Annotated in this window: 19 protein-coding genes; 16 read left to right on the forward strand and 3 right to left on the reverse strand. The window is 65.2% G+C overall.

Annotated features, from left to right (window positions below):
• Positions 1-320: 320 nt before the first annotated feature.
• Positions 321-1,592: an MFS transporter gene (locus tag JQ603_RS36380; protein WP_212348006.1), complete on the forward strand. Its 1,272-nt coding sequence runs from the start codon at positions 321-323 to the stop codon at positions 1,590-1,592.
• A gap of 34 nt (positions 1,593-1,626) precedes the next feature.
• Here JQ603_RS36380 and JQ603_RS36385 read toward each other — a convergent pair whose 3' ends face one another.
• Positions 1,627-1,953, reverse strand: a complete 327-nt coding sequence (locus JQ603_RS36385) for a hypothetical protein (protein ID WP_212347912.1) — start codon at positions 1,951-1,953, stop codon at positions 1,627-1,629.
• A gap of 203 nt (positions 1,954-2,156) precedes the next feature.
• Entirely contained in the window at positions 2,157-2,543 is a 387-nt protein-coding gene (locus JQ603_RS38210; RefSeq protein WP_245004098.1) for a hypothetical protein, read from the reverse strand.
• Between the two features lie 58 nt (positions 2,544-2,601).
• Between JQ603_RS38210 and JQ603_RS36395 the strand changes: the two genes are divergently transcribed.
• From JQ603_RS36395 to JQ603_RS36415, 5 genes are all read left to right on the forward strand, one after another.
• Positions 2,602-3,561 (forward strand): N-carbamoyl-D-amino-acid hydrolase, encoded by a 960-nt coding sequence (locus tag JQ603_RS36395; RefSeq protein WP_212347915.1) that lies wholly within the window; start codon positions 2,602-2,604, stop codon positions 3,559-3,561.
• 120 nt (positions 3,562-3,681) lie between these two features.
• On the forward strand, positions 3,682-4,302 hold the full coding sequence (locus tag JQ603_RS36400) for a TetR/AcrR family transcriptional regulator (RefSeq protein ID WP_212347917.1): 621 nt from the start codon (positions 3,682-3,684) through the stop codon (positions 4,300-4,302).
• Between the two features lie 52 nt (positions 4,303-4,354).
• Positions 4,355-5,548 carry an MFS transporter gene (locus JQ603_RS36405; protein ID WP_212347919.1) on the forward strand — a complete coding sequence of 398 codons (1,194 nt, stop codon included), beginning with the start codon at positions 4,355-4,357 and terminating at the stop codon, positions 5,546-5,548.
• A 161-nt stretch (positions 5,549-5,709) separates the two neighbouring features.
• Positions 5,710-6,129, forward strand: a complete 420-nt coding sequence (locus tag JQ603_RS36410; protein ID WP_212347922.1) for a DUF4118 domain-containing protein — start codon at positions 5,710-5,712, stop codon at positions 6,127-6,129.
• A 138-nt stretch (positions 6,130-6,267) separates the two neighbouring features.
• On the forward strand, positions 6,268-6,477 hold the full coding sequence (locus tag JQ603_RS36415) for a hypothetical protein (protein WP_212347925.1): 210 nt from the start codon (positions 6,268-6,270) through the stop codon (positions 6,475-6,477).
• A gap of 242 nt (positions 6,478-6,719) precedes the next feature.
• Here the strand turns inward: JQ603_RS36415 and JQ603_RS36420 are convergent, their stop codons facing one another.
• Positions 6,720-7,697: a LysR family transcriptional regulator gene (locus JQ603_RS36420; protein ID WP_212347928.1), complete on the reverse strand. Its 978-nt coding sequence runs from the start codon at positions 7,695-7,697 to the stop codon at positions 6,720-6,722.
• 120 nt (positions 7,698-7,817) lie between these two features.
• Here JQ603_RS36420 and JQ603_RS36425 point away from each other — a divergent pair, with 120 nt between their 5' ends.
• The 10 genes from JQ603_RS36425 (at position 7,818) to JQ603_RS36470 (ending at position 19,030) form a co-directional block, all read left to right on the forward strand.
• The gene (locus JQ603_RS36425) at positions 7,818-8,855 is read left to right on the forward strand and encodes a class 1 fructose-bisphosphatase (protein WP_212347931.1); all 1,038 of its coding nucleotides are present in this window, start codon (positions 7,818-7,820) and stop codon (positions 8,853-8,855) included.
• 12 nt (positions 8,856-8,867) lie between these two features.
• The gene (locus JQ603_RS36430) at positions 8,868-9,743 is read left to right on the forward strand and encodes a phosphoribulokinase (protein ID WP_212347934.1); all 876 of its coding nucleotides are present in this window, start codon (positions 8,868-8,870) and stop codon (positions 9,741-9,743) included.
• A 16-nt stretch (positions 9,744-9,759) separates the two neighbouring features.
• Positions 9,760-11,778, forward strand: coding sequence for a transketolase (tkt, locus tag JQ603_RS36435; RefSeq protein ID WP_212347937.1), 2,019 nt, complete (start codon positions 9,760-9,762; stop codon positions 11,776-11,778).
• A 12-nt stretch (positions 11,779-11,790) separates the two neighbouring features.
• Positions 11,791-12,876 (forward strand): class II fructose-bisphosphate aldolase, encoded by a 1,086-nt coding sequence (fba, locus tag JQ603_RS36440; protein WP_212347940.1) that lies wholly within the window; start codon positions 11,791-11,793, stop codon positions 12,874-12,876.
• Positions 12,877-12,907: 31 nt separating this feature from the next.
• On the forward strand, positions 12,908-14,368 hold the full coding sequence (locus JQ603_RS36445; RefSeq protein ID WP_212347943.1) for a form I ribulose bisphosphate carboxylase large subunit: 1,461 nt from the start codon (positions 12,908-12,910) through the stop codon (positions 14,366-14,368).
• Positions 14,369-14,379: 11 nt separating this feature from the next.
• Complete coding sequence (locus JQ603_RS36450; RefSeq protein ID WP_212347946.1) at positions 14,380-14,787, forward strand: ribulose bisphosphate carboxylase small subunit; 408 nt, start codon at positions 14,380-14,382, stop codon at positions 14,785-14,787.
• 99 nt (positions 14,788-14,886) lie between these two features.
• Complete coding sequence (gene cbbX, locus JQ603_RS36455; RefSeq protein WP_212347949.1) at positions 14,887-15,822, forward strand: CbbX protein; 936 nt, start codon at positions 14,887-14,889, stop codon at positions 15,820-15,822.
• Positions 15,819-16,556, forward strand: coding sequence for a ribulose-phosphate 3-epimerase (gene rpe / locus JQ603_RS36460; protein WP_212347953.1), 738 nt, complete (start codon positions 15,819-15,821; stop codon positions 16,554-16,556). Before cbbX ends, rpe begins: the two co-directional genes overlap by 4 nt.
• A gap of 260 nt (positions 16,557-16,816) precedes the next feature.
• Positions 16,817-18,667, forward strand: coding sequence for a putative bifunctional diguanylate cyclase/phosphodiesterase (locus JQ603_RS36465; RefSeq protein WP_245004104.1), 1,851 nt, complete (start codon positions 16,817-16,819; stop codon positions 18,665-18,667).
• 168 nt (positions 18,668-18,835) lie between these two features.
• A complete protein-coding gene (locus JQ603_RS36470) occupies positions 18,836-19,030 on the forward strand; it encodes a hypothetical protein (RefSeq protein WP_018648730.1) in 195 nt (64 codons plus the stop codon).
• Positions 19,031-19,038: the final 8 nt, after the last annotated feature.

A 19,038-nucleotide genomic window follows, 5' to 3' on the forward strand; every position in this document is an offset into this window, starting at 1 on the left:
GAAATCCGCCGATGGCGGCGTTCGCATCGGCGGATTCTTGCCGACGCTCTGACCTTCGCGAGGCCTCCCTCCTCAAGAAACTGCTCTGTTTGCTGCAATTCCCCGCATTTTCGCGCGCCGGTCGCGACTGGCACAGCCGTTGCTGAAGGAGCGCCGAAACCATCCGGTTTTCCGGGACGGCATCAACTCGCGCGCCAACACGCGAGCGGATGGCTTCGTCAAAGGACAACAAATATGCGGAGGACGTCGTGAGTTCACAGGAAGCCTCAATTCATAATGTCGGCGCGCCCGTCACGGAGACGCGCGCGGATAGCCTCGACATGAAGCGCCGGCTGCGGGCGATCTTCGTCGGCTCCGTCGGCAATCTCGTCGAGTGGTACGACTTCTACGCCTATGCGGCGTTTTCGCTCTATTTCGCCAAGGCGTTCTTTCCCGATGGCGATGAAGTGGTGCAACAGCTCAACGCGGCTCTGCTGTTTGCGGCGGGCTTCCTGGTGCGCCCGCTTGGTGGCTGGCTGTTCGGCCATCTCGCCGATCGCTACGGGCGGCGCAACGCCCTGACGCTGTCCGTCGTGATGATGTGCTTCGGTTCGCTGATCATCGCGGTGACGCCGACCTACGCGTCGATCGGGCTGGCCGCTCCCGTCATCCTCGGCCTTGCGCGCGTCCTGCAGGGCCTGAGCCTCGGCGGCGAATACGGCACCAGCGCCACCTATCTCAGCGAGGTCGCGGACGAGAAGAATCGCGGCTTCTATTCCAGCTTCCAGTATGTGACGCTGATCGGCGGTCAGCTCTGCGCCATCCTGGTGCTGCTCCTGCTGCAGAAGGTGTTTCTCTCGACCGAGGAGATCCGCGCCTGGGGCTGGCGCGTGCCGTTCGCGTTCGGCGCCGTGCTCGCGGTCGTGGCCGCGCTGATGCGCAGCAATCTTCATGAGACCGATGCCTTCAAGAGCAGCCAGGCGGCGGTCAAGAAATCCAGCTCGATCCGCGCGCTGCTCAACTATCCGCGCGAGTTGATGCTGGTGGTGGGGCTGACCATGGGCGGCACGGCGGCCTTCTACACCTACACCACCTATATGCAGAAGTTCCTTCGCCTCTCGGTGAAGCTGACGGACGACCAGACCACCATGGTGACGGCAGGAAGCCTCGTCTTCGCGATGGTGCTGCAGCCGATCTACGGCGCGATCTCCGACCGCATCGGGCGCAAATGGCTCCTGATCGGATTCGGCGTGTCGGGCACGCTATTCACCATTCCGCTGCTCACGACGCTCCAGGCGACGCATGATGCGTTCTCGGCCTTCCTCCTCATCGCCGCTGCCTGGATGATCGTGTCGGGCTACACGGCGATCAATGCGGTGGTGAAAGCCGAATTGTTTCCGACCAGCGTGCGGGCGACCGGCGTCGGCGTGCCCTATGCGCTGACTGTCTCGATCTTCGGCGGCACCGCGGAATCGATTGCGCTCTGGTTCAAGTCCATCGGTCACGAAAGCTGGTTCTACTGGTATCTCACCGGCTGCATCGCGGTGTCGCTGCTGGTCTATCTGACCATGCGTGACACCAAGACCGCGTCCGCAATGGATCGCCACGAATAGGGCCTAGGCGTCGCTACCGGCGGTGTGGACGTCCTCACCGCCGCGCCACCAGCACGCCCACCAGGAACGCCACCATCAGCGACGGCAGCGGTGCCTCGCGCACCATGCCGCGCACGATGTCCGTCCAGTGCTGCTCCGGGACGAGCCTTGGTGACCTGACTTCGGGCATCGGCGGGATGTCCCAGTGTGATGCGAGCTCGGTGATCTCGCTTTGCGCGAGCCGCACGCCGTCGCGGATGCGGAAGATGGCAGCCTCCGATCGCTCGCGCGGGCCGAGCGCCATCAGCGTCGCGATGGCGGTGCGCAACGTCATCTCGCCGAAACCTTGCAGCCTTACCGACTCCTCGGGGTCCGACGTCATGTGATCATCCCTCACAGCGCGAAGTGGCGCGCGATGGTGAAGGCGGCCGTCGCGCACAGGACCAGCGTGGATACCGCGCCGGCCACGCCGCGCACGAGATGGGCGCGTGTCAGGTGCCTGGTCATGATCTTGCTCCATGCTCAGCATGGAAATGGCGGGGCGCAAGGTTGGTTCCCTGCGCAAGCTGCGAATCGGTAGGCCGGCTACTTCCGCAGCAGCTCGCTCAACGCCTCCGTCGCCTCCGCGCAGCGGATGTCGTCGATCTCGCGCGACAGGCTGAGCGCGCTCGATCTCAGCTCTTCGAGCTTCCAATTCTCCGGATTCTGGTTTTCGAGCTGGCTGAGACGCTTGTTCAGATCGTCTAGCCTGGATTGGAGCTGCCCGATGCTGGCGGCCCCATTCACTTTCCAAACGCGTTGTGCGCGCATCGTCATTCCCCTGATAGTCTCACGGCGTTGTGAGAGCGGTTCGTGGCCGCAATGGGAGTTTCTTTTGTCCGGCTTCAGACGGCGGGGAACCGTTGCAGATTGGCAACGGAAGTTCCTCGATTGGTCGCGCAGGCCGGCGTGCTCTTGCGCGGCGCGCGTCATAGGCGCGGAATCTGCATGTGCGCGGTCACGACGGCGCGGAAAAAGCGAAGGACAGGGTGTGGCGAGATTTGTGAATGTGGCGGCCGGCCAGCTTGGCCCGATTGCGAGGCGTGAGACCAGAACCGAGGTCGTGGCGCGGCTGATGGCCTTGATGCGTCAAGCACGGTCCAACGGCTGCGACCTGATCGTCTATCCCGAGCTCGCGCTGACCACCTTCTTTCCGCGCTGGTATTTCGAGGATCAGGCCGAGATCGACAGCTTTTTCGAGCGCGAGATGCCGGGCCCGGAGACGCGAGCCCTGTTCGATCTCGGGAGCGAGCTTGGCATCGGATTTTACCTCGGCTATGCCGAGCTGACCGTCGAGGCAGGTGCCGTCAGGCGCTACAATAGCTCCATTCTCGTCGACAAGAGCGGCGCGATCATTGCGAAGTACCGCAAGGTCCATCTGCCCGGCCATGCCGAGCACGAGCCCTGGCGCAAATTCCAGCATCTGGAGAAACGCTATTTCGAGCCCGGCAGCGGCTTTGGCGTCGTCGATGCGTTCGGCGGTATGATGGGAATGGCGATCTGCAATGACCGCCGCTGGAGCGAGACCTACCGCGTGATGGGTCTGCAGGGTGTCGAGATGGTGATGATCGGCTACAACACGCCGGTGCACAATCCGCCCGCGCCGGAGCATGACGATCTCTCGCTGTTCCACAATCATCTGGTGATGCAGTCCGGCGCCTATCAGAACGGCACCTTCGTGGTCGGCGTCGCCAAGGCCGGCATCGAGGAGGGCGTGGACCACATCGGCGGCAGTTGCATCATCGCGCCCTCCGGCGAGATCATCGCGCGCTGCACGACCAAGGGCGACGAGCTCGCGCTCGCCCGCTGCGATCTCGACCTCTGCAATTCCTACAAGCGCACCACCTTTAATTTCGACGTTCACCGCCAGCCGCGCGCCTACGGGATGATCGTCGAGCGGAAGGGCGTGACGACGATGGCGGATGGCACGACGGTGCGGCCGAAGGGGTGATCCCTTCTTTCCATGGCCGGGACACGAGAGTGAGGCCGGCCGCTGCTCTTGTTTCGCTATCCCTACCCCATCACAACCACGTGTCTTTATTCGGAAACGACCATTCCCTATTATCCCGCAATGCAAAAGGCCGCCCGCCAGTCCCAGTCTTTCGCTCGTCCGCCCGGTCGTCCCCGGGAGTTCGACATGGACACCGCGCTCGATCGCGCTCTTCGGGTGTTTCGCGAGCGCGGCTATCACGCCACCTCGATCGGCGATCTCACCGCGGCGATGCGGCTTGCGACCGGCAGCGTCTACAAGGCGTTTCGCGACAAGCATGCGGTGTTCCTCGCCGCCTTCGAGCGCTACACCGCGGTGCGCGGGGAGCAGACCCGCAGCGCGGCGGCGCGCGGGGGGAACGGCCGCGAGCGGCTGCGCAACGTCCTCTTGTCCTATGTCGAACATTCCCAGGGCGTCGAGGGGCGGCGCGGCTGCCTCGTGGTCGGCAGCGCCGTTGAATTGTCGGCGGTCGATCCGGCGGTCCGTGCACGCGTCAGCGCGCAGCTCGAGACCAACGAGAATTTCATCGCTGGCCTCATTCGCGAAGGCCAGGCCGACGGCTCGATTCCGGGCCATGTCGATGCCGACGACACCGCGCGGCTGATGATCTGCATCACGCAAGGCATGCGCGTCGTCGGCAAGGCGCGCCTGCCGCTCGACGGGCCCCGCCTCGTCGGCGTCGCGATGAAGCTGCTCGCCTGAATTCATGTCTTATTAGGGAATGATCGTTCCCGATTATCGGAGACCCACGTAAATGACGATGAATGCCACGATCGAGGCCGCACCCGGGCCGGATGCGGTATCGCAGCGCCTGACCTTCGTGCTTGCCGCGGCCTGTGGCATGGTCGCCGCCAACCTCTATTACGCCCAGCCGCTGATCGCCCCGATCAGCGCTGCGCTCGGCCTGTCGCATGCAGCGGCGGGGCTGATCGTGACCATGACCCAGATCGGTTATGGCGTGGGACTGCTCTTCATCGTGCCGCTCGGCGACCTCGTCGAGAATCGCGTGCTGATCTGCTCCGTCATCACGCTCGGCGCCGCCGCGCTGCTCGCCGCCGCCTTCGCCACCCATGCGCTGCCGTTCCTGGCGGCCGCGCTGTTCATCGGCCTCGGCTCGGTCGCCGTGCAGATCATCATCCCCTATGCCGCGCATCTGGCGCCCGAGGCGATCCGCGGCCGCGTCGTCGGCAACGTCTCGACCGGGCTGATGCTCGGCATCATGCTGGCGCGGCCGGTGTCGAGCTTCGTCACCGCGGCCTCGTCGTGGCATGCGGTGTTCTTCGCCTCCGCCGCGCTGATGATCGTGCTCGCGGCCGCGCTCTGGATGGCGCTGCCGAAGCGCAGGCCCGTCGCGCGCATGCACTACGGCACGCTGCTGCTGTCGATGCCGCATCTGGCCCGGACCACGCCGCTGCTCCGGCGCCGCGCGCTCTACCAGGCGAGCCTGTTCAGCTGCTTCACCCTGTTCTGGACGGTCGCGCCGCTCCAGCTCGCCGGCGCGTTCGGCTTCTCCCAGCGCGGCATCGCGCTGTTCGCGCTGGCCGGCGTCGCCGGCGTGTTCGCAGCTCCGATCGCGGGCCGTCTCGCCGATCACGGCCATAGCCGTATCGCGACGTTGGTTGCGATGCTGCTCGCGGCCGCGGGCTTCCTCGCGACCTATCTCGGCGCGCCCGGCTCGATGCTGAACCTCGCCTGCCTGGTCGTGGCCGCGATCGCCATCGATATCGGCGTGCAAGGCAACGTCGTGCTCGGCTTCCGCGCCATCTTCACGCTCGGGCACGAGCATCGCAGCCGCCTCAACGGCCTCTACATGGCGACGTTCTTCGCCGCCGGAGCCGCCGGCTCCGCGGTCGGCGCCTGGGCTTTCGCACAGGGCGGCTGGACGCTCGCCTCGGCCATTGGCCTCGCGCTGCCCGTCGCGGGCCTGCTCTATGCGGCCACCGAGTAGCGGCGGCCGGGACGGAAATTGTGCGATGCGGGTGTTTACCAAGCCGCAGACATGCGGCCGTGCCATGCCGTGTGTGCCGCAATTTCCATCTCGCGGTTTGGTTGCAGCTGTAGTACTTTCGTCGCAATCGGACCTGGTTAACGGGCGGCAGGGGGAGGTTGATGAAGCGTGCGGGGCTGTTTGGCGTACCGCGGGTACGGCCATGGTCGTGGCAGGCGTTCCTGCTCGGATTCGTCGTCGTCGCAGTGTCGGCCCTGCTTCAGGGCATCTTCGTGGTACTTGGCGCAAAGCTTTATTTCGCGGCGTTCCTGCCCAGCCTGTTCCTGCTCGCGCTTGTCGCGGGCGCGCCGGCGGCGGCATTCGCCGCGCTGCTGACCGTGCCGCTGGTGTGGTGGGCGTTCATACCGCCGTTCTTCGAGTTCACCCCGCTGTCCAGCGCGGGCGCGGATTCCATCAACCTGTTCTGCCTGCTCGCCGTGCTCCTGATCGGCCTCGCCGATCTCTGCCGCGAGACGATGACCATCATCAGCCGCGGCGGGCTGAAGCCTTCGGGCAAGAGCGCGGCAACGAATTCGCAATAAATCGGCATTGCGCGAGCGTGCGCGTTGCGCACGCGCAACAGTCCGGCAACCATGCGCGAGCTTGCCGCGCGCCGCTAACTTTTCGAAAAAGATTTGGCCGCAATTTCTCCCCCGGGAATGACGAGGGAGTTTTCGGACATGAACGGCCAAGCAAACGGTCAGGCCATTTTGGAGAACGTGCGCCGCTATCGCGGCATCGCATCGCTCTATCGCCAGACCGCCGCGTTCCGCCCGGGCCAGAGCTGGTCGCTGCTGGAGCAGGCGAGGGATTGGGAAGCGCGGGCGCTGTCGGAGCTGGAAGCCTATTTCGCCACGCGCATGGACTGCGCCGCTCCGCTCGCGGCCTGATCGTTGACCGCGCAGGGCGGGGCGCGATCGGCCCGGTCGGGGCCGGACGACCCGGGACGACTACGGGATTGTCTCGATGCCCTCTTGTGCTAGCAACATCCCGATCGAGATCTCCTTCAGGGAGGCCGGGGGCGAGCGATGACCACCTTCAACCGCATCTTCACGACAGAGCGCCTGCTGCAGATCATCGTCATTCTGGCGGCGACGATTGCGATGAAGCTGATGGCATAGCCATCTGCGGGCTATGGCCCGCCGAGCTCGGGCACGACGGGCAGAAAGTTCGCCCCCTCGGAACCAAGAAAATCGAACATCGCCTGCGCCGGCGGCAGTAGCACCTTGTCGCTGCGGCGGATCACGTACCACTGGCGGACGATCGGCAGGCCGGCGACATCGAGCACGATGAGCCGGCCCTCGGCGAGTTCATGCGCGACCGTGTGGGCCGAGATGAAGGCGATGCCGAGCCCGGCGATCACCGCCTGCTTGATGGTCTCGTTGCTGCTCATCTCCATGCCGATGATCGGCTCGAGATCCGACCTCTGGAACATGCCCTCCATCAGCGTCCGCGTGCCCGAGCCGGGCTCGCGGGTGAGGAAGGTCTCGTGCACGAGGTCGGTCAGGCTGAGGCCGGAATCCTTCTCCAGCCAGTGCCCCTTGCGCGCGACGATGACGTGCGGATTGCGTCCGAGCTGACGGACGTCGACGCTGACGTCGGCCGGTGGCCGACCCATCACCGCGAAGTCGAGGTCGTAGCCATGCATGGCCTCGCGGATCTCCTCGCGATTGCCGATGGTGAGCTTGATCTCGATCTTGGGATGCCGCCTCGAGAACGCCGCGATCGCGTGCGGCACGAAATATTTCGCGGTCGAGACCGCGCCGAGCTGCACCGTGCCGCCGGTCCGCCCCGCCAGCAGGTCGAGCGCGCCCTGGCAATCCATGATCGCGGCCTCGACCCGCTCGGCCAGCGCCAGAACCTCCTTGCCGGCCTCCGTTAGCAGCATGCCGTCGCCGGTCCGCTGCACGAGCGGCAGGCCGGCGAGGTCCTGAAGCTGCCGGAGCTGCTGGGTCACGGCCGGCTGCGTCAGCCCGAGATGGCCGGAGGCCGCCGTCACGCTGCCCTTGGCCGACAATGCCGCGAGCGAGCGAAGCTGCCGGATCGTCAGATGCCGGAGCTGGGCCGCCGCATGGCCGGGGCCATTATAAGAAAATTCTTTGGCGCTCATTATGAATAGAAATTTTCCTTATTAAGCTGCCCCTGTCAATCTCCTCATGCCGGGACTGACCGCACCGACCTCCAGCGTGGAGGGAAATGGATGCGGCGCCGGCCCAGGGGATGGACGCAGATGACCGGGCAACTCAGGCTGGACGACCACCTTCAACGGTATTCAGAAACCGCACCCCACGCGCTGGCCGTGGCGACCGCCGTCGATGCGATCGCCGCGGCCGCGATCGAGATCGCCGATCTCATCGCCACCGGCGATCTCGCGGACGCCTCGGGACTGACCACCGGCCGCAACAGCGACGGCGATGTCCAGCGCGATCTCGACGTGCAGGCCGATGCGATCCTGCGCCGCTGCCTCGGCAGGCTGCCGGTCGCCGCGCTGGCGTCGGAGGAGATGCGCGAGCCGCAGATCGGCGACCGCGAGGGGCGCATCTGCGTCGCGATCGATCCGCTCGACGGCTCCTCCAACATCGACATCAACATGACCGTCGGCACGATCTTCTCGATCCTGCCCGCGCCCGATGACCTCTCGCTCGCCTTCCACCAGCGCGGCTCGGCGCAGCTCGCGGCCGGCTTCGTCACCTACGGCCCGCAGACCTCGCTGGTGCTGACGCTCGGCGACGGCGTCGACATCTTCACGCTCGACCGCAAGGCCGGCTGCTTCCGCCTCGCGCGCAGTGCCGTGCAGATCTCCGAGGCCTGCGAGGAGTTCGCGATCAACGCATCGAACCGCCGCCATTGGGATCCGCCGGTGCGCGCCTTCATCGACGAATGCCTCGCCGGCGTCGAGGGGCCCGCCAACCACGATTTCAACATGCGCTGGATCGGCTCGCTGGTCGCAGAGGCCTATCGCATCCTCACGCGCGGCGGCGTGTTCCTCTATCCCTCCGATGCGCGTCCCGGCTATGGCGACGGTCGCCTGCGCCTCACCTACGAGGCGCATCCGATGGCGATGATCATCGAGCAGGCCGGCGGCTCGGCCACGACCGGGCGCGAGCGCATCCTCGACCTCTCCGCGCAGAGCCTGCACCAGCGCGTGCCGCTGATCATGGGCTCGAGCAACGAGGTGCGGCGCGTCGAGGAATTGCATTGCGATCCGCTGCTGGTTGCCAGCGTCTCAGCGCCGCTGTTCGCGCGGCGCGGATTCTTCCGACTCTGAGCGAGGCATCCCATGTCCAGGAAGCACCCGATCATCTCCATCACCGGCTCCTCCGGCGCCGGCACCACCTCGGTGAAGAAGACGTTCGAGCAGATCTTCTTCCGCGAGAAGGTCAACGCCGCCTACATCGAAGGCGATGCCTTCCATCGCTACGACCGCGCCGAGATGCGCACGCAGATGGCCAAGGAGGCCGAGCGCGGCAACAAGCACTTCAGCCATTTCAGCCCCGAGACCAATTTGTTCGAGGAGCTGGAACGTGCCTTCCGCGACTATGGCGAGACCGGCACCGCGGTGACGCGGCACTACGTCCATGACGCCGAGGAATCGGCGCTGCATGGCGCGGCGCCCGGCACCTTCACCGAGTGGAAGCAGCTGCCGGAGAACTCCGACCTGCTGTTCTACGAGGGCCTGCACGGCGCCGTCGTCACCGACAAGGTCAACGTCGCGCGCTATGCCGACCTCAAGATCGGCGTCGTGCCCGTCATCAATCTCGAATGGATCCAGAAGCTGCACCGCGACCGCAGCGCGCGCGGCTATTCGACCGAGGCCGTGACCGACACCATCCTGCGGCGGATGCCGGATTACATCCACTACATCTGCCCGCAATTCACCGAGACCGACATCAACTTCCAGCGCGTTCCGACGGTGGATACGTCGAATCCCTTCATCGCGCGCTGGATCCCGACGCCGGACGAATCGATGGTCGTGATCCGCTTCAAGAACCCGCGCGGCATCGACTTCCCCTATCTGCTCTCGATGCTGCCGCAGAGCTGGATGTCGCGCGCGAACTCGATCGTGTGTCCCGGCGCGAAGCTTGATCTGGCGATGCAGCTGATCCTGACGCCGCTGATCATGCAGCTCATCGAGCGCAAGCGCAGCCTGAAGTGAACAGGGAGAGAATCCGATGAACATCTCCGTCCACGCCGAAGCCGACCTCACGGCGGTCACGCATCACGATCTCGCCAATGCCGTCCGCTTCCTCGCGGTCGATGCCATCGAGACCTCGCAGTCCGGTCATCCCGGCCTGCCCATGGGCATGGCCGATGTCGCAACCGTGCTGTTCTCGCGCTTCCTGAAATTCGACTCCGCGCATCCGAACTGGCCGGACCGCGACCGCTTCGTGCTGTCGGCGGGGCACGGCTCGATGCTGCTCTATGCGCTGCTGCACCTCACCGGCGGCGATGTCAGCCTCGATGACATCAAGGCCTTCAGGCAGTGGGGCTCGAAGACGCCGGGCCATCCCGAATATGGTCACACGCCTGGTGTCGAGACCACGACGGGCCCGCTGGGGCAGGGCATTGCGACCGCGGTCGGCATGGCGCTCGCCGAGCGCATGGGCAACGCGCGGCATGGCGATGGCCTCGTCGATCACTTCACCTATGTCATCGCGGGTGATGGCTGCCTGATGGAGGGCATCAGCCAGGAGGCGATCTCGCTCGCCGGCCATCTCGGGCTCGGCCGCCTGATCGTGCTGTTCGACGATAACGGCATCTCCATCGACGGTCCCACCTCGCTCGCAACGTCGGACGACCAGCTCGCGCGTTTCGCTGCCTCCGGCTGGTCGGTGCGCCGCGTCGACGGACACGATCCCGAAGCCGTTGCGCAGGCGATCGCGGAGGAGCGGGAGACCGCAAAGCCGTCGCTGATCGCCTGCCGCACCATCATCGGCTACGGCGCGCCTGATAGACAAGGCACCGAGAAGGCGCATGGCGCGCCGCTCGGCACCGAGCAGACGGCGGCGGCACGTCGGACGCTCGGTTGGGACTATCAGCCGTTCGTGGTGCCTGTCACGATCCAGAAGGCGTGGCGCATGATCGGGCAGCGCGGGCAGGTCGATCGGCTCGCCTGGCTCGATCGCTACGAAGACGCGACGCCGGAGCAGCGCGACCTGTTCGTCGAGGGCAAGGCCGTGGCTCTGCCGGCCGCGTATGCGCTGGCTGCGGCGAAATTGCGCGAACGCTTTGCCAGCGAGCGGCCCAAGCTTGCGACGCGGCAGGCCTCGCAACAGGTGCTCGACGGCATCGCCGGAACGATCCCCGGCCTGGTCGGCGGCTCCGCGGACCTGACCCATTCCAACCTGACGCATGCGAAGGCGCAGGCGCCGGTCAAGAGTGGTGCATTCGCCGGCAACTACATCCACTATGGCATTCGCGAGCACGGCATGGCCGCCGCGATGAACGGCCTCGCTCTGCATGGCGGCTTCATCCCCTACGGCGGCACGTTCCTGGCGTTCTCCGATTACAGCCGGCCCGCAATCCGTCTTGCGGCCCTGATGCGGCTGCGCGTCATCCATGTGATGACGCACGACTCCATCGGTCTCGGCGAGGACGGCCCGACGCACCAGCCGGTCGAGCATCTCGCGGCACTGCGCGTCATTCCGAACCTGCTTGTGTTTCGCCCGGCCGACGCAGTCGAAACGCTGGAAGCATGGGATTGCGCGCTCGAAGCGGAGGATCGCCCCTCGGTGCTGTGCCTGTCACGGCAGGCGCTGCCGACCTTCCGCAGCGACGTCCGCGGCAGGAACCGCGTCGCACGCGGCGCCTATCTCGTCGTCTCGCCCGACGGCGGCCGCGACGTGACGCTGATAGCGACCGGCTCGGAAGTGTCGATCGCCCTGGAAGCCGCCCGCCTGCTTGCGACCGAGCACGTCCGCGCGGCCGTGGTCTCCGCGCCCTGCTTCGCGCTGTTCGAAGAGCAGCCGGAGGATTACCGCGCCTGTGTGCTCGGCACCGCGCCGCGCGTCGGCATCGAGGCGGCCGTCGTTGGCGATTGGCATCGCTGGATCGGCACCGACGGTGAATTCGTCGGCATGCGCGGTTTCGGCGCCTCGGCGCCGGCGCCGGTGCTGTATCGCGAATTCGGCATCACGCCGCAAAGCATTGCGGAAGCGGCCCGCCGGGCGATCGCCCGCAAGAGCCAATAAGGAGGACGACCCTTGGCCCGTATCACCCTTCGCCAACTGCTCGACCACGCCGCAAGCCACGGCTACGCCGTGCCGGCGTTCAACATCAACAACATGGAGCAGGGCATCGCGATCATGCAGGCGGCGGCCGAGGTCGACGCGCCCGTCATCATCCAGGCCTCGCGCGGCGCGCGCAGCTATGCCGGCGATCTCATGCTTTCGCACATGATCGACGCGCTGGAGCGGACCTATCCGGACATTCCGCTCTGCATGCACCAGGACCACGGCAATGACGAGGCGACCTGCGCCTCCGCCATCGCCCACGGGTTCACTTCGGTGATGATGGACGGCTCGCTCAAGGCTGATGCCAAGACGGCGGCCGACTACGACTACAACGTCGCGATCACGCGTCGCGTCGTCGATCTCGCCCATTGGGTCGGTGCCTCCGTCGAAGGCGAGCTTGGCGTGCTCGGCTCGCTCGAGCATGGCGGCGGCGAGCAGGAGGACGGCCATGGCGTCGAGGGCAAGGTCAGCCACGACCAGTTGCTGACTGATCCTGATCAGGCCGTCGATTTCGTCCGCGCCACGAAAGTGGATGCGCTGGCGATTGCGATGGGCACCTCGCACGGCGCCTACAAGTTCAGCCGCAAGCCTGACGGCGACATCCTGGCAATGCGGGTGGTCGAGGAGATCCACCGCCGGCTGCCGAACACGCACCTGGTCATGCACGGCTCCTCCTCGGTGCCGCAGCCGCTCCAGGACATGTTCAACCAGTTCGGTGGCGAGATGCCGCAGACCTGGGGCGTGCCGGTCGAGGAAATTGTCCGGGGCATCAAGAGTGGCGTGCGCAAGGTCAATATCGACACCGACTGCCGCCTCGCGATGACCGCGGTGTTCCGGAAAGTCGCCGCGCAAGCACGCTCCGAGTTCGATCCGCGCAAATTCCTCAAGCCGGCGATGGACGCGATGCGCGAGCTTTGCCGCGAGCGGTTCGAGCAGTTCGGCACCGCGGGCCATGCCAGCAGGATCAAGGTGGTCCCGATGAGCGAGATGGCACGGCGCTATCGCGCCGGCGAGCTCGATCCACGCATCGGCGCCCGCGAGCCGGTCGCCGCCTAATCATTCAGAGAGAGAAGAGCAGGAGAGAGCCATGAATGCACATGCTGGAACGATCCGCGGCAAGGAGCGCTATCGATCGGGCACGATGGAATACGCGCGCATGGGCTATTGGGAGCCCGAATACACGCCGAAGGACACCGACGTCATCGCGCTATTCCGCGTCACGCCGCAGGACGGCGTCGATCCGATCGAGGCGTCGGCTGCTGTTGCCGGCGAATCCTCGACTGCGACCTGGACCGTCGTTTGGACCGACCGCTTGACCGCTGCGGAGAAGTACCGCGCCAAGTGCTATCGCGTCGATCCGGTGCCCGGCACGCCAGGCTCGTATTTCGCCTACATCGCCTACGATCTCGACCTGTTCGAGCCCGGCTCGATCGCGAACCTCTCGGCCTCGATCATCGGCAACGTGTTCGGCTTCAAGCCGCTCAAGGCCCTGCGGCTCGAGGACATGCGCTTCCCCGTCGCCTATGTGAAGACGTTCCAGGGACCGGCGACGGGCATCGTGGTCGAGCGCGAGCGGCTCGACAAGTTCGGCCGGCCGCTGCTGGGCGCAACGGTGAAGCCGAAGCTCGGCCTGTCCGGCCGCAACTACGGCCGCGTGGTCTACGAGGCGCTGAAGGGCGGGCTCGACTTCACCAAGGACGACGAGAACATCAACTCGCAGCCCTTCATGCATTGGCGCGATCGCTTCCTCTATTGCATGGAGGCGGTGAACCGCGCGCAGGCGGCCTCCGGCGAGGTGAAGGGCACCTACCTGAACGTCACCGCGGGGACGATGGAGGACATGTACGAGCGCGCGGAGTTCGCCAAGGAGCTCGGATCGTGCATCGTCATGATCGACCTCGTGATCGGCTACACCGCGATCCAGTCGATGGCCAAATGGGCGAGGCGCAACGACATGATCCTGCATCTGCATCGCGCCGGTCACTCGACCTACACGCGGCAGAAGAGCCACGGCGTGTCGTTCCGCGTCATCGCCAAATGGATGCGGCTCGCCGGTGTCGACCACATCCATGCCGGCACGGTGGTCGGAAAGCTCGAAGGCGATCCCAACACCACGCGCGGCTACTACGATGTGTGTCGCGAGGAGTTCAACCCGACCAAGCTCGAGCATGGCATCTTCTTCGACCAGTCCTGGGCTAGCCTGAACAAGATGATGCCGGTCGCTTCCGGCGGTATCCATGCCGGCCAGATGCACCAGTTGCTCGATCTCCTGGGCGAGGACGTCGTGCTGCAGTTCGGCGGTGGCACGATCGGCCATCCGATGGGCATCGCGGCCGGTGCGATCGCCAACCGCGTGGCGCTGGAAGCAATGATCCTCGCCCGCAACGAGGGGCGCGACTACGTCCACGAGGGTCCGGAGATCCTGGCGAAGGCAGCGCAGACCTGCACGCCGCTGAAATCGGCGCTCGACGTCTGGAAGGACGTCACCTTCAACTATCAATCCACCGACACGCCGGACTTCGTGCCGACGGCGCTGGAAACCGTTTGAGGAGTTATGAGATGAAACTGACCCAGGGCTGCTTCTCGTTCCTGCCTGATCTGACCGACGACCAGATCACCAAGCAGGTGCAATATTGCCTCGCTAATGGCTGGGCGGTGAACATTGAGTTCACCGACGACCCGCATCCCCGCAACACCTATTGGGAGATGTGGGGCTTGCCGATGTTCGATCTCCAGGACGCCGCCGGCGTGATGATGGAGCTCGCCGAATGCCGCCGGGTGTATGGCGACCGCTACATCCGCATCAGCGGCTTCGATTCCAGTCATGGCTGGGAGTCGGTGCGGATCTCCTTCCTCGTCAACCGTCCGCCGCAGGAAGCGGAATTCGAGCTGGTGCGGCAGGAAGTTGGCGGCCGCGCGATCCGCTACACCACGGTGCGGAAGCCGGCTGCCCACGCCACTCAGTAGCCATTTTCCCTCCGCGCGGAGCGCTCCCTGCTCCGTATCCTTGGCGGACCACTGCTTCGCCGCCTCCCCCGCGGCGAAGCCCTTTTATTCGAGGTGCCGATGCTCGATGTCCCCCATGCAACGACGACCGATCAAAGCGAGACGCAATTCGATCTTCGCAAGGAGGCCGAAGCCGCCGGGATCACCGATACGCTGCAACAACTCGAGCAGGAGCTGATCGGGCTCAAGCCGGTGAAGAGCCGCGTACGCCAGATCGCCTCGCTGCTGCTGATCGAGCGCATCCGGCAGCGCGCCGGCCTCGCCGCCGCGCCGCCGACGCTGCACATGTCGTTCACGGGCAATCCCGGCACCGGCAAGACGACTGTCGCGCTGCGCATGGCCAAGATCCTGCACGGCCTCGGCTTCGTGCGGCGCGGGCAGGTGATCTCGGTGACGCGCGACGATCTCGTTGGCCAGTACATCGGCCACACCGCGCCGAAGACGAAGGAGATCCTGAAGAAGGCGATGGGCGGCGTGCTGTTCATCGACGAGGCCTACTATCTGCATCGTCCCGACAACGAGCGCGACTACGGCCAGGAATCCATCGAGATCCTGCTCCAGGTGATGGAAAACCAGCGCGAGGACCTCGTGGTGATCCTCGCCGGCTATGGCGAGCGGATGACGAGCTTCTTCGCCTCCAATCCCGGCTTCCGCTCGCGCATCGCGCACCATATCGAATTCCCTGATTATGCAGAGGCCGAGCTGCTCGTCATCGCCGAGCTGATGCTGAGGGAGCGGGGCTATCGCTTCTCGGCAGCGGCACGCGAGGCGTTCGAGAAATACATCGCGCTGCGCCGGACCCAGCCGTTCTTCTCCAACGCCCGCTCGATCCGCAACGCGGTCGACCGCATCCGCCTGCGGCAGGCCGATCGCCTAGTGTCCGATCTCAACCGTATGCTCGATGTCGCCGATCTCGAAACCATCGACCCGGCGGATGTCCTCGCAAGCCGCGTCTTCAGCGGTGGTCCGGTCGCGGAAAGGAGCGTGAAGGCATGACCAGCGAGATCCTTATTGCCCCCTCGATCCTGGCTGCGGACTTCGCGCGTCTCGGCGAGGAGGTCGCCGCGATCGACGCTGCCGGCGCCGACTGGATCCATTGCGACGTGATGGACGGACATTTCGTCCCGAACATCAGTTTCGGTGCCGATGTGATCAAGGCGATCCGGCCGGTGACGAAGAAGGTCTTCGACGTGCATCTCATGATCGCGCCGGTCGATCCCTATCTCGAGGCGTTCGCGAAGGCCGGGGCCGATGTCATTACAGTTCATGCCGAGGCGGGCGCTCATCTCGACCGCTCGCTCCAGGCGATCCGGGCGCTCGGCAAGAAGGCCGGCGTCAGCCTGTGTCCCTCCACACCGGAGAGCACGATCGAGTATGTGCTCGATCGTCTCGACCTCGTGCTGGTGATGACGGTCAATCCGGGCTTCGGCGGCCAGTCCTTCCTCGATTCCCAGCTGGCGAAGATCGCACGGATCAAGGCCATGATCGGCGACCGGCCGATCCGGCTCGAGGTCGATGGCGGCATCACACGCGACAATGCCGCCGCCGTGGCCGCAGCGGGCGCCGATACGCTGGTGGCGGGTTCCGCCGTGTTCCGCGGCAAAGGTGATGCCGACTACGCCGCCAATATCGCAGCGATTCGCCTCGCCGCCGAGGTCGGCCGAGTTCCGCATTTGCAAGAAAGTTCCGCGCAGCGGATGCGCGTCAGTGATGGAGGCCGCACCCGGTAGATTACGGAAGATCTACGCATCGGAACATTCGACGTGCCGGTTGTCCCAAGGCGTGGCACTTTCAACGAAGTTAGCGCGATAAAGCGGGCATGTCTTTCAGGCCAGGGTAACCAACGGGTTTGACACGAGGCCTCGATTAACGTCCGGGCAATGCTGTACGTCGCAGTCTGCGGTCCGGGAACGCGAGAGAGCGCGGGGATGCGGATCCAGCATATTGGCAGGTATGAGGCCCGCGCGCGGCGCGAGGCGATGCCGTGAGCATGCATCGCTTGTTCGCCGAGCAGCTTCGCTGTGCCACCAATGCGGCCGGGCAGGTCGACATTGTGAGGCTGGGTGAGCTCGTCAGTGCAGCCTATGAGGCGAGCGATCGCGAGCGCCAGCGGATGATCGAAGCACGCGCGCACACGCGGGATGAGGTCGAACAAGATCTGCTGCGGACCCAGGAGTTCCTCGATACTATCGTCGAAAACATCCCGATCGCCGTGTTCGCGAAATGCGCGAAGGATTCGCGCTACATCCTGCTCAACCGCGCCGGCGAGAGATATTATGGCATGCCCCGCGAACAGATGCTGGGCCGGACACCCGACGAGATCTTTCCGGCCGACGTCGCCCGCATCGTCAACGAGCAGGATCGTCGAGTCGTTGCCAGCGGCATGCCGATGTTCCTCGAGGAGCATCTGCTCGAAATTGGCGTCAAGGGTCACGACCGCGTCGTCAATTCACGCAAAATGCTGATCACGGATGGTGCCGGCGATCCGCAATATCTGGTCGGCGTGATCGAGGACGTCACCGAGCGCGTCACCACGCGGGAACGCATCAGCCACCTGGCATATCATGATGCGCTGACCGACCTGCCGAACCGTAGCGCCTTCAACGCGGCGCTGGACGAACGGCTGGAGCGCGCGCAAAAGGCCTCGACCGGTTTTGCCGTGCTCAGCCTCGATCTCGACCGCTTCAGGGAGGTCAACGACGTCTTCGGACATCCGGTCGGAGACATGCTGATGCGGGCGGCGGCCGATCGTCTCGCCGCGGAAGCCGATGGCGCCTTCGTCGCCCGTATCGGCGGCGACGAGTTCATGATTCTGATGCCCGACAACGTCCGCCGCGAGGACGTGCTGACGCTCGCCGAGCGCCTGGTCGAGGTGATCGGCAAGGAACTCGAGATCGACGACTATCTCTCCCAGGTCGGTGTCAGCGTTGGCGTCGCCGTTTACCCCGATGACGGCGTGGATGCGGCGACGCTGCTCGCCAATGCCGATTCCTCGCTCTACCGCGCCAAGCGCGAAGGGCGGGGCAGGGTCTGCTTCTTCGAATCCGAGATGGACCAGGAGCTGCGCGACCGCAGGCTGTTGCAGCACGATCTGCGGCAGGCGCTGGAGCAGAACCAGCTCCTGGTCTATTTCCAGCCGCAGGCGCGGATGGACGGCGAGGTCATCGGCTTCGAGGCGCTGCTGCGCTGGGACCATCCGACGCGGGGCTTCGTGCCGCCGGACCAGTTCATTCCGCTCGCCGAGGATAACGGGCTGATCATCGAGATCGGCGAATGGGTGCTGCGCGAGGCCTGCCGCGAAGCGGCATCCTGGCCACGGCCGTTGCAGGTCGCGGTCAATTTGTCGCCGGTCCAGTTCCAGGCCGGTGACCTCGAACGCTCGATCCACCAGATCCTGCTGGAGACGGGGCTTTCGCCGACGCGGCTCGAGGTCGAGATCACCGAGGGCGTACTGATCGGAGATTTCACCCGCGCGCTCAACCTGCTGCGGCGGCTGAAGGCACTCGGCATCCGCATTGCGATGGACGATTTTGGCACCGGGTACTCCTCGCTGTCCTATCTGCAGTCGTTTCCGTTCGATAAGATCAAGATCGACCGCAGCTTCATCTCCAATCTCGAGGCGACGCCGCAATCGGCCGAGATCGTCCGCGCGGTCCTGAGCCTTGCGCATGCGCTGAATATCCCGGTCGTCGCCGAAGGCGTGGAGACGGAAGCGCAGCGTGACTTCCTGGCACGCGAGGCCTGCGAGGAGATGCAGGGCTATCTCGTCGGCCGGCCCGAGCTGATCGAGCGCTATCTCGACCTAGTCGGTGTGATCGTGGAGCGCCGCCTCTATGCCTAGCGCGTTGGGCGTCAGAGTTCTGCGCGTTTGGAACTAAAATTCCTGCCGGATATTCTCGAAAGTTAACCGAGGTTAGGCGCGTGGTGCACGCAGCAAATGTTTTGCACAAACGCCATCGGCCTGACGCAAATCAGGACAATAAGCGCTGTGAATGCGAGGGAGGGTCTCATGGAGAACGTACGTCGCTACCGGGCGTTGGCGTCCCTCTGTCGTCAGCAGGCCGCCTATAGGCCGCTTCAAAACTGGGAACTCCTCGGTCAGGCCGAACATTTCGAATATCTCGCCGAGGTCGCGCTGAAGGCGCATTTCGACGCGTGCAATGCGCAACGCGACGAGGATGCAGAGGCCCCCGTCGCGGCGTGAGAGCGTCG

This window comes from Bradyrhizobium liaoningense, from assembly GCF_018130825.1.
GTDB classification, from domain to species: Bacteria; Pseudomonadota; Alphaproteobacteria; order Rhizobiales; family Xanthobacteraceae; genus Bradyrhizobium; species Bradyrhizobium liaoningense_B.